The sequence below is a fragment of the Clostridium sp. genome (assembly GCF_036642255.1).
In the GTDB taxonomy this organism is placed as follows: domain Bacteria; phylum Bacillota; class Clostridia; order Clostridiales; family Clostridiaceae; genus Clostridium_J.
Map to the genome: position 1 here is coordinate 24,934 of NZ_JAVWDJ010000024.1, position 14,145 is coordinate 39,078.

The window sequence follows — 14,145 nt, forward strand, 5'->3', positions numbered from 1 at the left end:
GGAATATAATGTTAGAAAAGAGTAGTACTGATTTTATACAAGAACTATCATCAAAATCGCCGGTACCAGGTGGTGGTGGAGCGTCTGCTTATGTAGGTGCCCTAGGCATGGCATTGGGAAGTATGGTTGGAAACCTTACTCTAGGCAAGAAGAAATATAAAGATGTTGAAGAAGATATTTATAAGTTACTTAAAAAATCAGAAATCATCATTGAAAATTTGAAAATTTTAGTTGATAAAGATGCTGAGGTTTTTTATCCATTATCACAAGCTTACGGGCTACCACAAACCACCGAGGAAGAGAAGAATGCTAAAGATACTGTACTGCAACAAGCATTAGTTGCTGCATCTCTTGTCCCTCTAGAAATCGCCAAAAACTGTTTGGAAGCTATAAATTTACATGAAGAGTATGCACAAAAGGGCACACGTATTGCAATCAGTGATGTTGGTGTTGGAGTGGTTTTTTGCAAAGCAGCCTTGCAAGGGGCAAAGCTTAATGTTTTGATTAATACAAAAATCATGAAAGATAAGGAACTGAAAAATAAAATTGAAAACGAATTAAATGAAATTGAAACCAAGGGTATTTTAAAAGCTGATAGAATACTTCATCAAGTTGAAGAGATGTTACATTAGAGTACTGTTTATATCTATAAACCATGGATTACTTCAAAGGTGAAGATATGTGCTTATATTCTTAGTGAAATTCACAATAAATAGCAACCTTCTTACACTCCATAAAAAAATTAGAAGGTTGTAAAATACATAACTAGTTTTTTATATAACTAAACTTCTTTCAAAACAAAATTACAGCATAAAAATCTACACAAGAAACCCAAAATAATACAAAGAAGTTTAGTGAAGTAAAAAGGAGCGAAACAGATGAAAACACTAATTATTAATGGTTCTCCTAGAAAACAAGGAGATACAATGACTTTAATTAATGAAATGACTAAATATCTAGAAGGTGAAGTAAAAATTCTTCACACCTATTATGATAATATAAACCCTTGTGTTGATTGTAGATATTGTTCAAGTAATTCTGGGTGTTCTATAAATGATGGAATGCAAGAAATCTATGAGTATCTAAAGGTTGCTGATAATGTTATATTAGCATCACCATTATATTTTTCTGAACTTACTGGTGAACTTTTAAGTTTTGCCAGTAGATTGCAGCTTTTTTATGCTTCAAAATATATTAGAAAAGATGATAAAATAAATATGAAAAAGAAAAAAGGCGTATTAATTATCTCTGCAGGTGGTAGCACAAAGGATTTGGAACATCCAACAAAAACTGCTAATATTATTTTTAGGAGTATGAACGTAGACTCCATTGGCAATGTCTATGCAGAAAACACTGATAGAACACCTGCAAAAGAGGATTTAAAAGCCTTAAGCGAAGTTCGTGAATTAGCATTAAAGTTAAATGATTTGAGTAAGCACCAATAGAAAGTGAATATGTGATGAAAGATAGATTGCTCAAAACTATTTATCTTAGTATGAAGGCGTTATAAATTAACGCCTTTTTAATTTATAGTTCTTGTTTCTATATACTTTGAGCTTAAATATTTAAGAACATTGATAATATTTTCAAAATATAAAAAATAAATATTAGACTTTATTTGATAAAATTCGACATTTATCTATGGTAATTAAGCTAAGTTTTTGATATACTTTTATCGATTAGTTTTTTAAGACGTAATGATCAATATTAATATGTAATATTGATATGACAAAGGAGCCCTTATGAAGAAGTTTGAATCACCAAAGATAAAGTTATTTTTTCTACTTTTGCTTACTTTAGGAGTATTTCTAAATATAATTAACAGTAGTTTGAATGTAAATAATATAGAGAAGACTAACCCAGTGGCTAAAAATGGAGTCATTGATTTGAGAGATTGGGATTTTAGTAAGGATGGAATGATAAAGTTAAGCGGTGACTGGGAGTTTTATAGAAATGAGCTTTTAACACCTAAAGACTTTAATAATAAAGCCTTAAATAAAAGTTATAGTTCTATTCCAGGGGCTTTAGGTGGATTCGGTTATGGTACGTATCGACTAAAAATCCTTGTGGATAGCGATGATTATATGTATGGGGTTAAAATAGATTATGTTCAAAATGCATATACACTTTGGGCAAACAATAGACAAATAGAATTTGTCGGAAAAGTAGGAAAGAGTAAAAATGAAATAACTCCACAAAACTTACCAAAGACAGCTACCTTTTATACTGAAAATGGTGAGGTATATTTAACTCTGCAAGTTAGTAACTTTTACTCTCAATTTGGATTTATAGACACTATATTAATGGGAGAAGCTTCAACTATAGAAAATTATAAAGAAAAAAAGTTAGCCTTTGATTTATTTCTTTTTGGGAGTAGCATTATCGCTGCAATTTATAATTTTGCTGTTTTTTCTAAGAGAAGGAAGGACAAAGCTCCTTTATATTTTGCAATAGTTTGCATTATAGTAGCTTTAAGAACTCTGTTTTTGGGAGAAAGATTCTTAATTTCCTTATTTCCTGACTTTGATTATATATTGTCTGGGAAAATTATGATGTGGACATTTTATTTGTATATTCCTTTTATAGTATTATTTATTAACAAAACCTACGGTGAGATACTAAATAAAACGATGATAAAGATTTCGAATTTTTCAGTTCCTTTATATTTTTTTCTTGTACATATTAGTCCAACAAAATATTACCTTCAATTGGTACTTCCTTTTGAAATTTTATCTTTACTAATGTTACTTTATATGATGTTCAAGATCTCAAAGGTATATATTATGACAAGTACCAATGATTATATGGCTATTATAGGGCTTTTTGCATTATTTATAACGAGAATTAATGACATTTTATATGAATTTAGTATAATAATAACTAATTCTTTTGCTCCCTTAGGAGTGTTTATATTTATAATAGCTAATTATTACGTGTTAGCTGAAAGGCAGGCTAAGGCCTTTTCAACTTCGGAAAGTATGAGTGAAAGACTTAAGTCTTTAAATAATTTAAAAGATGATTTTTTAGCAATAACCTCTCATGAGCTCCAAACTCCATTAAATGGCATAATAGGTATTACTGAAGATCTTGCAACTAGAACCGCTGCAAAGATGAATGAGGATGAAAAATATAACTTATTTTTAATTAAATCTAGTGCAGAGAGATTATCAAGTTTAGTAAATGATATTATAGTTTTTTCTAAACTTAAAAATAATGACGTAATATTGTCAAAAAAACAAATTAAAATTGATAAGTTATTAGAAATGGTTATTAAATTTTCTCAACCTTCTATCAGTACTAAAGCAGTAGAACTAGTGAATTTCATTGATACAAAAGTTCCTTATATCTGCGGTGATGAAAATAGATTACAACAGATTTTCTATAATTTACTAGGCAATGCAATTAAATTTACCCAAGAAGGAAAAATAATTATTTCTTATGAGGTCATGGAAAATTATTTAGAAGTGAGTATAGAGGATACTGGTATTGGAATACCTGAAGAAAGACTTAATACAATTTTTAATCTTTATGAACAAGGTGAGGGTATTTCAGAGAAATATGGTGGTACGGGACTTGGACTTTATATAACAAAAAAATTAGTGGAACTACACGATGGAAATATAAAAGTTAATTCTCAGGTTAATAAAGGTACTAAATTTACATTTACTTTACCATTATGTTTATGTGAGGAAGTTAATAAATGTGAGAATAAATCTTTTGAAGGTATAAAAGATAATACTTTGGCAACTTCGGTTTCTGAAAAAATAAAAAAATCAAATAAAGATATAACTACTAAAATTAATAAAAAATATAAAATACTTATAGTGGATGATGAGTATGTCAACCAAAAGGTGTTAGAAAATTATCTTTCACGTCTTAGTGATAATATTTTAAAGGCTTCAACGGGAAAAGATGCTCTTGAAATTATAGAAAAAAATAATGATTTAGATTTGGTTATTCTCGATATGATGATTCCTGATATAATGGGTTATGAAATAAGTACTGAAATTAGAAAGAAATATTCACTTTTTCAGCTCCCAATACTCATGATGACTGCAAATAATAGGCAAGAAAATCTCGTCACCGCCTTTGAATGTGGAGTAAATGATTATTTGAGAAAGCCTTTTAACAAACTTGAACTTGTGTCAAGAGCCACTACATTGTTAACCTTGAAACATTCTGTAGGAGAGGCTATACAACTTGTACACCAAGTTACAATGGCAAATGAGAAAATTGATGTTCTTAATCTTAGAAATGTTGAAAGCATAAAAAAAGTAAATGAACTTCTGGAGTTTGATAAGATAAAAACTGAGTTTTTTGCCAATATATCTCATGAGCTTAAAACTCCCTTAAATGTAATTTCTAGTACTGTACAACTGTTAAAGTCATTAGATGAATCAAGAAACTTAGGTGATGATAGGATTAAATATTATTTTAATATAATGAATCAAAATGCATTCAGGCTTCTTAGATTAATTAATAATTTAATAGATACAACGAAAGTAGATGGAAATTATTTGCATCTTAATTCAACTAACGGGGATATAATATATGTGGTAGAAGAGTTAGTCCAATCTGTTGCAGATTTTGTACAATCCAAAGGGATAAATATAATTTTTGATACAGATGTAGAAGAAAAGATAATTTCTTTTGATGAAGAAAAAATAGAAAGAATTATATTAAATCTTTTATCAAATGCAGTAAAATTCACTGATGAAAATGGAAGTATATTTATTAATGTTTGTGATAAGGGAGATTTTATAGAAATATCTATAAAAGATACTGGAATTGGTATCCCTGAGGATAAGTTAGAATTTATTTTTGAAAGGTTTGCTCAAATTGATAGATCTACCACTAGAAAAATTGAAGGAAGTGGAATAGGTCTTGCTCTTGTAAAATCCCTGGTTGAAATGCATGGGGGAACTATTTATGCAAAAAGTGAGATTAATATAGGTAGCGAGTTTATTGTAAGTCTTCCAACGACATTTTTAGATGTAACAAAAACAGAGGATAACTTAGTATATAAAGAGCTATCCAGGGATAACTATGATGAAAAGTTACAAATTGAATTCTCTGATATTTATTCAATAGAGTAGTGCCTTTATTAAAGTTAAATGGTAGTGTTGTAAAACAATAGAGGGTTTTACTATTGCAAAGTTAGTATAATGTTTTCCATTAACTAATTAAAAGTTCAATATTAAAATATTTAAAGGTATGAGATTTGATAAACATATTCAAATTCCATACCTTTTTATTATGAGATTAATTTTATAAACCTATTGGTTAATACTTGGTAATTCTATTTTAAAGGTTGTACTTTCATCAAGAATACTATTAACAGAAATTTTTCCTCCATGTTGTTCAATTATTGCTTTAGCTATGGAGAGCCCAAGTCCATAACCACCACTGTTCCTTCCACGAGACTTATCCATTCTATAAAACCTATCAAATATTCTGCTTATATGTTCTTCGGGTATCCCATTACCCGTGTTGTTTAAGGATAAGTTAATGTTATTGTGGTCTTTTTTTAAGGTTATTCTAATTGTACCTTTAGCATTTGTATATTTTAGGGCGTTATCTAAAAGTATCATCACCACTTGTTTAAGTTGTTCATTGTTTCCATGTATTATCAAATTTGGTTCAATGTCATAGTAAAAGGAAAGATTATTTTCAAAAATTATAGCCTCCATGGTTAAAATCACATTTTCTACTGCTTCACTAAGATTAAAATCTGAAAAAATCATTTTTACATCAGAATAATCCATTTGTGTTAGGTAAAGTAGCTCATTTGTTAGTTTCGCCATTCTTTCTACCTCAGACTTAATGTAAAAAAGCCACTTTGATTGATCTTTAATTCTATCTTCTTTATTAGATAATAATACATCTACATTAGTATTGATAACTGCTAATGGTGTTTTAAGCTCGTGTGAGGCATCAGCAATAAATTGCTTTTGCTTATTAAATGCTACTTTAATAGGTGCTATGGATTTGTTTGCAAAAAACCTACTAATAAAAAAAATTACAATCAACATAATTAAAGCAACTATTAAAAAGGTATAAATAAGTCTTGTTAGAATTCCTTGTTGAAAAGTAATATCTAAAAACACTAGTCTATAACCATTCATGTAGGGTATCTTTAAAAATGCCCAATGATTACCATCTAGCTTAAAGTTTCCAGTATCACCATTTTGTGAAAGTGCTTCTTTTTGCGCGTTTTCATAAAATTCATCTTCCATATAAAATATTGAGTGAGAATCTATTATAGTTCCTTCGCTATTCGTTAGTAATGTAAAAGAAAGCGAGCGATCTTGTTGAGGTTGAGCATTTTCAAAATTAGGTAATGGCTCTTTTAAATTATCCTTTTGTTTCTTATTAAATCCTGAGATTCTATGTAACTCTAGATCTATATCTCTTTTTACATTGTTATAGGTTATTACGTAAATGGATGTAAAAGCAATCACCATCATTACTGTAATTATTACAAGATTTAAAATCAGAAATTTATTTCTAAGTTGTTTAAACATTTCCGTCTCCTTCTATAATATAACCAACCCCTCGAATCGTATTTATACGAATCTTTGAAGTTAAGTATATAAGCTTCTTTCTTAAAAAAGAAATATAAACTTCCACATGGTTATGCTCCACATCAGAATCAAAACCCCAAAGTTTTTCAATTATCAATTCCTTGGAGGTCACAGCTTTTTTCCTAGTTATTAGAAGTTCTAAAAGTTCACTTTCCTTCAAAATTAATTTAACTTCTTTGCCTTCGCAACATAACTTTAAAGTAGATGGATTTAACTCAATATCTCCAAATTTTAAGGAATTATCTAGAAGAACTTCACCCTTGCGTCTTGCCATAGCTCTAATTCTTGCTAGAAGTTCCTCTGTAGCAAAGGGTTTTGGTAAATAATCATCAGCTCCACTGTCAAGTCCAATAACTTTGTCAGAAATTTCACCTTTAGCTGTAAGTAATATAACAGGAGTAGAAACTCCTTCTTTACGTATTTCTTTTAGTATGCTTATTCCGTCCATTTTAGGAAGCATTATATCTAATATTATTAAATCATAGATGTTGCTTAGTGCATTATCTAATCCTGATTCTCCATCATTTACTGCATCCACAGTGTAATTGTGTTTTTTTAATATTTGAGTCAAAGCTTCTGCTAAATGAATTTCATCCTCTACGATTAGTATTCTCATAATAGACCTCCAATTTCTTTTCTTGTTTTATTATATCATGAAGAACCTTTAATTAACCTTAAATAACCTTTAAACAACAACTTAGAATAGGTATACATCCAAATATTAAAAACTAATAGGGAAGTAATAACCTCAAAGTAATATATTTCAATTAAATAATATATGTTCAATAATGTCTCCATAAAGATCCTTCAAGTTATTATTACCAATCTAACAATATTTTGGAAAAATATTTGTCTCATCAACTTAAGGTGGGAATATTGCGCTAAAGATTATACTTTAGTGGAAGTTAAATCTCATTCTAAAATCCTTGTACAAAATAATCTTGTTCATTATTTAATAAACATTAAATATTTAAGATGTTTTTAATTTCAAATATCCTAAATAATTTAAGGTTCCTTTAAGGTTGCCCCTATAGAATTATATACATAAGGATGGAGGCAAATAAGCAAAGAAAAGGAGAGTAAATATGGCAATTGAAGTTTTTAACAGGCACGAGTGCAAATTTTTAATAAATGAAGGAATATATGAAGAGCTACAAAATAGGTTATTGAAATATATGGAGTTAGATGAGTATAACAAAACACATGAATTGTATACCATTAGCAATATTTACTATGATACTGAAGATAACCATTTAATAAGAACTTCCTTAACAAAGCCACTATATAAAGAAAAACTACGACTTAGAGCATATGGAGTTCCAAGTAAAGAAGAAAAAGTGTATTTGGAAATTAAGAAAAAAGTATGTGGTGTGGTAAATAAAAGAAGAACTAAGTTAAAATTACATGAAGCTTATGATTTTATTGCTACAGGCGAAAAACCTGAAGAGAAGAACTATATGAATAAACAGGTGATAAATGAAATTCAGTACTTTTTAAGCCGATATGATTTAGAACCAAAGCTTTACTTAGCTTATGATAGAAAAGCCTTGTTTAGTAAAGAAAATAGAGACTTGAGAATAACCTTTGATACAAATATAAGAACGCGAAGGTATGATATAGCGCTTGAACAAGGTGACTACGGTGAAAGTTTATTGGAACAAGGAAAATGGATTATGGAAGTAAAAGCAGAGAAGACTATTCCTTTATGGCTGTCCAATTTACTTTCAGAGTATAAAATATTCAAAACTAGCTTTTCAAAATACGGAAAAGAATATGAAAAGTTGATAATAAAAGAAAGAAACTTGAGAGGAGATATGAACCCATGTTTGAATCAATATCCAACAGCTTATTCAGCACAACCACAGTTAGTACATCAATATCTTTAAGTGACTCAATATTAACAATAATTATATCCTTTATTCTGGGAGCTCTTATAAGCTTCACATATATGAAGACCTCTAGTAAAAGTAGGGGATATTCACAAAACTTTTCACTTACATTAATAATTGTACCTACAGTTATTGCAATAATTGTACTTTTAATAGGAAGCAATGTAGCAAGAGCCTTCAGTTTAGCAGGCGCGTTTTCAATGATTAAGTTTAGAAGCTCGCCAGGTAATCCGAAGGATATATCATATGTACTGTTTACAATGGCTGCAGGGCTTGCTTGTGGAGTAGGGGCCTATGGTTATGCAGGTATATTTACTGTATTCCTTTGTATTCTTATGATTATATTGAATATGTTAAACTTCGGTGGAAATAAAGTATCTCAAAAGTTGCTGAAAATAACAATTCCTGAAGATTTAGATTATGAAGGAGTCTTTGATGAAATCTTTGCAGAGCATACTACAGGCTATGAACTTATAAAAGTTAAGACCACAGATTTAGGAAGTCTTTTTCAACTTTCTTATACTGTGACAATGATAAATAACACAAGCGAAAAACAGTTTTTAGATTCATTAAGGTGTAGAAATGGCAATTTAAATATCGCCTTAGTTAAGTATGTTGATGGACCAGAGTTTTAATGATTTTTACAGGTATCGCCTAATTTTATTTGATTTATTATTTAAAGAGTTTGTCTTTATTCACAGCATTATTAATAATTACCGAAATAAATAAATAAAGTTGTAATATTTAATTTTTCTTAAAATAATTATGAATAATAAGGCATTCGAAAATCATAAAGGGAATAAATAGGAGGTTGACCGTGGATAATATAAATTATAAACTTTTGAGAAAAGATTTATTAAATAAAGTTGGCACATCAGGGATTATGTTATTAGTTATGGTAGTAGAAAATGCAAGTGATAAGGAACTACTTAAATATGCAAATGATTATAAACTCAATATTTCAGACTATATAAAGAATTAGTCATTATTGTTAGTTATAGTTAATCTTTGTTTATACAACAATTGACTTAAAGCTCTATATAATTCAAAAGCACGAAAGCGAACTTTGCGCTTTCATGCTTTTTTATATATGAGTAAAAATAGTGAGCTATTTTTAGTTTTTTTATTATTCAATGATCTAAAAATGAATTTTTAATACACTTTCAGCTAATTTTAATCGTTGAATTTTAATTGTCAGCGAACCATGATAACAAATGTTTATATTCTAAGTTGTTTCCATAAGTTAACCTATTAAGTTTAGCTATTGCGTCCTTTGTGGTGGTAAGATACTTTGCATAGTATTGGTTTGTTTTATTCAAGGGATCTCCACAAATAGATGAATCATTAAATACCAAATATTTTCTGCATACAAAGGGTCTTACATCATAGATGATGCATTGATTGTCATGGGATAAAAACCCACATGGAATTTTTTTAGAAACATAGATCTCGTAATCTTCTACAGAAAATTTTTCGTTGTTGTGATTTAAATTTTTAAAGAATGTACTATGTTTATTAATTTTTTCTTTTATGTCTAATATTTTTTCTTCAGAGAAATTCTTATGTAGAAATTCATTTATTATCTCATATTCCAGTTTACTTGTAAGCACTAATAAATGACAACAATGATTACAACCTAGGTTACAAGAAGAAATGGTTCCAATAGGCTTCAAAGAGGTGTCAAGTTTTTCAAATAGTTTTTTTATTTTTCTTCTGCTTTCTTCATAGGACAGCGTAGAGTTAGCACCATTTATTCTCCATTCTAAAAATTTAAGTAAACTTTCCACACCACTTATTACTTCACTTTGATCGTAGATTAATTGTTTTCCAGTTTCATCAATCACCATTGCTTCGTAAATATGTCCTTTTTTCATGCAACAATTTTCATACTTCACCCCACTACCACATACACATAAATCTTCCTTGCCAATGTTCACCTTGTGAGCACCATATTGCATAACATTTTCCTCCAGTCCCCAAAATATAAAGCGCATCTAAATAATCTATATAACAAAGCCCTGTAGAAAAACTCTAAAAACAGAGGCTAAGCATCATAACACTTCTATTCTAAATTAAAATCATATAAATAGAATATTACATTAATTGAATTATTTATGATGAAATATATTATATTACAATTTGCTTCAATTTTCTATAATTACTTTTTAGAAAATTTCTATTTTGAAGTGACATGAATTATCTATGTAAATTAATGCCTTCTAGATTATCTCGAAAGAATCTAAAACAACTTACACATAAAAAGAAATAAGTCCCACATAAGATGGGACTTATTCGTTATTAACATTTTCAGATTTAACAAGTTTAACAATAAGTTTTGAAAGAACTTTTCGATCTTCTTTACTTCCTACTTTCCAAAGTTCATGAAGTAACCGTTCTTCTCTATTTTCTGGATCTACAATTGCACTTAAAAAGCTCCCTACACCATAAGCCAACCCATCTATGATTTCCTCACTCATTCCAATGTTTTCACCTAAATTAACTGCCTTTGATAGGGCAACTTTCCATTTATCCCAATCGTGTAGCACATCTACATTCTTTAAATCCACAAATCTCACCTCCTGATTATATATTCTAGTATTTGTATATGAAAATGAAATATACTTAAATTTTTAAGATGATAATAATTTTGTTAAATTGTTATCAAGAATCTACAGAATTCCTTTAGCTTATTCCAAGCACTCCTGCATAAATCCAAATGTAAAATCTGAAAGTATCATATGTAAAGGTATAAATTAGTTAATAAATAAACTTTTCCATTTTGTGGTTAACCCCTTGATAATTGTTCATAAATTTTATATAATTATATTAGTAATATTAAAAATTTATTAAAAATGTGTGAACAATCATTAAATCATAAAAAAAGATTTATAATTAACCAATATATTATAAATACTTCATCATAGCATATGAAAATTTTTTGCGCACAATTTTGCCTACTTAAGAACTTTCAAATCTAAAGAAAAACTTCCCTTTACCAACAGTGTTATTTATCACTTAAATATACAGAATATTCAGTAATATGAATATATATAATGATTTTATTCATATTATAAAAACTAGTATGGAAATTGAAAATTTCCGCAAATATAGAGTATATAAAAAGAAAAGGTTGATTTTTCACCATTTTCATATTGAATATATAATTTTCAAGCACTAAATTAATGAAACTCCATCATATGTTTTTTATCGCTTAGATTTTAAATTGTGTTTTCATATTTGGATTATGAAATTTCGATATTTTAATATTTCATAATATCAAAACAGAAAAAAATAATAAGGATTTAATATATTTAAATATATTTTATCAGTAAAATTTGAAAGGGGGGTAGTTTCATTTTTATCATGTTTTTTATGATGAGGATGAAGCAAGTAAATGGATCCAAATTTAGCAACAAACAAACCAAAGATCTCGAGAGAAAATTGGGGATCAAAAGTAGGTCTTATTTTGGCAATGGCAGGAAACGCTGTTGGATTGGGTAACTTCTGGAGATTCCCGTATCAAGCCGCCAAAAACGGTGGAGGAGCCTTCATGATTCCTTATATCCTTGCACTTTTAATAATGGGTATTCCTATTATGTTGGTAGAATGGATGCAGGGAAGATATGGCGGAAAGTATGGTCATGGAACATTAGGATATATGATTTATTTACAAGCAAGAGAAAAACTTAGACCTAAAAAAGCAATTATAATTGGTTCTATAGTTGGGGCCATAGTTATTGGAGTAACTGTCCTTGTTAACTCTTACTATAACCATATTATTGGTTGGACCTTAGGTTACAGTTTCTTAACAGCAACTGGTGCTTATATGGATCCAGCAATAAACACAGGAAAATTCTTTGTTGATTACATTCAAAACCCTGTTTATGTATTTACTTTCTGGATACTGAGTTTATGCTGTCTAGCATTTGCGGTAACTAGAGGTATTCAGAAGGGAATAGAAGCATGGGCAAAATTCATGATGCCAGTGCTTTATCTATTCGGATTTATTTTAGTTTTTAAAGTTTTCACTTTAGGTTCACCTGTAAACCCAGATTGGTCAGCTTTAGGCGGCCTAAGTTATCTTTGGACTCCAAGATGGTCTGATATTACTCCAATTGCAGCTTTAAGTGCCAGCGGACAAATATTCTTTACACTTTCAATTGGTATGGGAATTATTCAAAACTATGCTTCTTATATTAAACAAGATGACGATTTAGTAACTTCGTCTCTTGCTACAATTTCTTTAAATGAGTTTGCAGAAGTTATACTTGGTGGTACTATAGCTATTCCAATAGCTTATGCCTTCATGGGAATGGATGGTGTAAGTGGAGGAGTTGGATTAGCCTTTATAGCTTTACCTAATATATTTAAGGTGTTTGGTGGCGGACAGTTCCTAGGGACGCTTTGGTTCTTGTTATTATTCTTTGCTGGATTCACTTCTGCGATTGCTATGTACAACTATTTAGTTTCTATCTTTACTGAGGACGTTAAACTTCCAAGAAAAACTGCGTCCATGTTAGTATTTGGTCTTTATATTTTAGTTGGTCTTCCAGTAGGACTTGAGCCTATAATTACTCACACAGATGCCCTTGCATACTTTACAGAAGTTGATAACTGGGTTGGAACTTACCTATTAGTTGTAGTTGGATTAATAGAAATAATTATTACTGGTTGGTTCATGAAGGATGACTTCTTAGAAGAAGTTAACAGAGGTGCATACTGGAAGGTGCCAAGCTGGGTATACAATGTAATGATAAAATTCGTTACACCGATTGCAATATCTCTTGTTATATTTGGTTCAACTTTAGAGTATATTAAACAAGGTTACTTTAAATTAGTTCCGAGCTTTGTTGAAAAACTTCCAGAATTAGTTCCATGGGTAAACGGTGCTAGATTAGCAATTTTAACAGTATTTATAATTGGCTTTATTGGAACTTACAGAAGTATTAAGAATATATATGGCGAAGAGATTATAACCGATAAAATTCTAATTAGAAAATAGGAGGGATATATTATGGAACCTAGTGCTTTAATTTTCATGGGTACTTGTTGGATACTTATAGCTAGTTCAGCGGTATTAACAATGACTAAAATAGTAAAATCCCAAAATAATGGAGGGAATAGCTAATGCAATTAACTAAAGAAGGTGAAGTTAAAGTTGGATATAATGTAGCTTTATGGTTTACTGTAGTAGGTGCATTATTTATAGCTCTTTCACCTCAATACTTTGGATTTATATTCCCTGTAATATTTCTTCTACCAATTTATATGGGTATTAAGGCAATTAAATATAGAAGAAAAGCAGGATTATACTTTGCCTTAGGCGTTGTACCACTTTCTGTTAGCTTAGCAAGTATTTGGATGAGATATGTTGTCACTGTTATTAGTAGCGGAAATATAGCTGTAACAGCAGGTACGTCACCAACATTATTTTATATATTTTCTTTTCTTGCTATTCTATTATCAGTAAGTTGTTTAGTATTAATAGTTAAGTTAATAAAATATAGAAATATATTTAATAGTTAATATTTAAAAGGTACATTGTAGCAATTTTGCAATGTATCTTTTTTTAATTCTATACTCTTAGTACTGTCTTTACAGTGATATGTGTAAAGTTAGCGTAAGAAAAAACTACCACCAGAAAAAGTGTTCAACTATCACTTGAACACTTA

12 protein-coding genes are annotated in these 14,145 nt (G+C 29.4%); 8 read left to right on the plus strand and 4 right to left on the minus strand.

Features of this window, described 5'->3' with window-relative positions; genetic code table 11:
- The first annotated feature begins 8 nt into the window (after positions 1-8).
- From RR409_RS13295 to RR409_RS13305, 3 genes are all read left to right on the plus strand, one after another.
- Positions 9-632 carry a cyclodeaminase/cyclohydrolase family protein gene (locus RR409_RS13295; protein ID WP_332558251.1) on the plus strand — a complete coding sequence of 208 codons (624 nt, stop codon included), beginning with the start codon at positions 9-11 and terminating at the stop codon, positions 630-632.
- A gap of 246 nt (positions 633-878) precedes the next feature.
- Positions 879-1,445: a flavodoxin family protein gene (locus tag RR409_RS13300; protein ID WP_332558252.1), complete on the plus strand. Its 567-nt coding sequence runs from the start codon at positions 879-881 to the stop codon at positions 1,443-1,445.
- Positions 1,446-1,742: 297 nt separating this feature from the next.
- Positions 1,743-5,096, plus strand: coding sequence for an ATP-binding protein (locus tag RR409_RS13305; protein WP_332558253.1), 3,354 nt, complete (start codon positions 1,743-1,745; stop codon positions 5,094-5,096).
- Positions 5,097-5,276: 180 nt separating this feature from the next.
- On the opposite strand, the gene RR409_RS13310 is transcribed toward RR409_RS13305, so the two are convergent.
- Positions 5,277-6,524, minus strand: a complete 1,248-nt coding sequence (locus RR409_RS13310) for a HAMP domain-containing sensor histidine kinase (RefSeq protein WP_332558254.1) — start codon at positions 6,522-6,524, stop codon at positions 5,277-5,279.
- The gene (locus tag RR409_RS13315; RefSeq protein WP_332558255.1) at positions 6,517-7,200 is read right to left on the minus strand and encodes a response regulator transcription factor; all 684 of its coding nucleotides are present in this window, start codon (positions 7,198-7,200) and stop codon (positions 6,517-6,519) included. Before RR409_RS13315 ends, RR409_RS13310 begins: the two co-directional genes overlap by 8 nt.
- Positions 7,201-7,669: 469 nt before the next feature.
- Here RR409_RS13315 and RR409_RS13320 point away from each other — a divergent pair, with 469 nt between their 5' ends.
- From RR409_RS13320 to RR409_RS13330, 3 genes are all read left to right on the plus strand, one after another.
- Positions 7,670-8,470 carry a polyphosphate polymerase domain-containing protein gene (locus RR409_RS13320; RefSeq protein ID WP_332558256.1) on the plus strand — a complete coding sequence of 267 codons (801 nt, stop codon included), beginning with the start codon at positions 7,670-7,672 and terminating at the stop codon, positions 8,468-8,470.
- Entirely contained in the window at positions 8,407-9,108 is a 702-nt protein-coding gene (locus tag RR409_RS13325; RefSeq protein ID WP_332558257.1) for a DUF4956 domain-containing protein, read from the plus strand. Before RR409_RS13320 ends, RR409_RS13325 begins: the two co-directional genes overlap by 64 nt.
- A gap of 182 nt (positions 9,109-9,290) precedes the next feature.
- Entirely contained in the window at positions 9,291-9,455 is a 165-nt protein-coding gene (locus tag RR409_RS13330) for a hypothetical protein (protein ID WP_332558258.1), read from the plus strand.
- A 205-nt stretch (positions 9,456-9,660) separates the two neighbouring features.
- On the opposite strand, the gene RR409_RS13335 is transcribed toward RR409_RS13330, so the two are convergent.
- Positions 9,661-10,431, minus strand: a complete 771-nt coding sequence (locus tag RR409_RS13335; protein WP_332558259.1) for an SEC-C domain-containing protein — start codon at positions 10,429-10,431, stop codon at positions 9,661-9,663.
- 330 nt (positions 10,432-10,761) lie between these two features.
- Entirely contained in the window at positions 10,762-11,040 is a 279-nt protein-coding gene (locus tag RR409_RS13340; RefSeq protein WP_332558260.1) for a DUF3243 domain-containing protein, read from the minus strand.
- Positions 11,041-11,867: 827 nt separating this feature from the next.
- On the opposite strand from RR409_RS13340, the gene RR409_RS13345 reads away from it, so the two are divergent.
- Both RR409_RS13345 and RR409_RS13350 read left to right on the plus strand, forming a co-directional pair.
- Positions 11,868-13,475 carry a sodium-dependent transporter gene (locus RR409_RS13345; RefSeq protein ID WP_332558261.1) on the plus strand — a complete coding sequence of 536 codons (1,608 nt, stop codon included), beginning with the start codon at positions 11,868-11,870 and terminating at the stop codon, positions 13,473-13,475.
- Between the two features lie 125 nt (positions 13,476-13,600).
- A complete protein-coding gene (locus tag RR409_RS13350) occupies positions 13,601-13,999 on the plus strand; it encodes a hypothetical protein (protein ID WP_332558262.1) in 399 nt (132 codons plus the stop codon).
- The last annotated feature ends 146 nt before the right edge of the window (positions 14,000-14,145 follow it).

Coding starts and splice junctions, on each gene's coding strand:
- RR409_RS13310 (WP_332558254.1), bottom strand. CDS start 6,524: ATGTTTAAACAACTTAGAAATAAATTTCTGATTTTAAATCTTGTAATA.
- RR409_RS13295 (WP_332558251.1), top strand. CDS start 9: ATGTTAGAAAAGAGTAGTACTGATTTTATACAAGAACTATCATCAAAA.
- RR409_RS13305 (WP_332558253.1), top strand. CDS start 1,743: ATGAAGAAGTTTGAATCACCAAAGATAAAGTTATTTTTTCTACTTTTG.
- RR409_RS13350 (WP_332558262.1), top strand. CDS start 13,601: ATGCAATTAACTAAAGAAGGTGAAGTTAAAGTTGGATATAATGTAGCT.
- RR409_RS13345 (WP_332558261.1), top strand. CDS start 11,868: ATGGATCCAAATTTAGCAACAAACAAACCAAAGATCTCGAGAGAAAAT.
- RR409_RS13315 (WP_332558255.1), bottom strand. CDS start 7,200: ATGAGAATACTAATCGTAGAGGATGAAATTCATTTAGCAGAAGCTTTG.
- RR409_RS13325 (WP_332558257.1), top strand. CDS start 8,407: ATGTTTGAATCAATATCCAACAGCTTATTCAGCACAACCACAGTTAGT.
- RR409_RS13335 (WP_332558259.1), bottom strand. CDS start 10,431: ATGCAATATGGTGCTCACAAGGTGAACATTGGCAAGGAAGATTTATGT.
- RR409_RS13300 (WP_332558252.1), top strand. CDS start 879: ATGAAAACACTAATTATTAATGGTTCTCCTAGAAAACAAGGAGATACA.
- RR409_RS13320 (WP_332558256.1), top strand. CDS start 7,670: ATGGCAATTGAAGTTTTTAACAGGCACGAGTGCAAATTTTTAATAAAT.